This is a genomic window from Oleiphilus sp. HI0080 (assembly GCF_001635135.1).
Genome location: NZ_LWFU01000026.1, coordinates 1 through 493 on the forward strand (window position 1 = coordinate 1; position 493 = coordinate 493).

Here is a 493-nt window from a genome sequence, read left to right on the forward strand (position 1 = left end):
GTCGACTAGCTGCTTGAGCTTACGCTTACTGGTAACGGTGTAGTTCAAATTCAAACGCCCCATCTCGTACTGACGAGGCTTGGATGGAACAGGCAGATTCTCCACTAACCAATCATAAAGCGGGCGATGCGCCTGAAACTCTAGTGTACAAATTGAATGGGTAACACCCTCAATCGCATCTTCTTGACCATGGGCAAAATCATAGCTCGGGTAGATACACCACTTATCACCCGTCTGGTGATGAGGAACCTTGCGAATCCGATACAATATAGGATCTCGGAGGTTCATATTCGGAGAGGCCATATCGATTTTGGCTCGCAAAGTCGCTTTACCCTCATCGAATTCACCTGCTCGCATTTTTTCCAAAAGCTGCAGATTCTCTTCTACAGAGCGACCCCTGTATGGACTCTCTTTCCCGGGCTTTGTCGCCCAGCCTCGATACTCTGAAGCCTGCTCAGCCGTAAGTTCACAAACATACGCCTTGCCCTGCTCT

The 493-nt window shown here is 49.1% G+C and carries 1 protein-coding gene; it reads right to left on the bottom strand.

The annotated features are described in order from the left end of the window. Nucleotides 1–493 (bottom strand): glutamate--tRNA ligase family protein (locus A3751_RS00480; protein WP_231876804.1); only part of this gene is annotated, 493 nt, incomplete at both ends.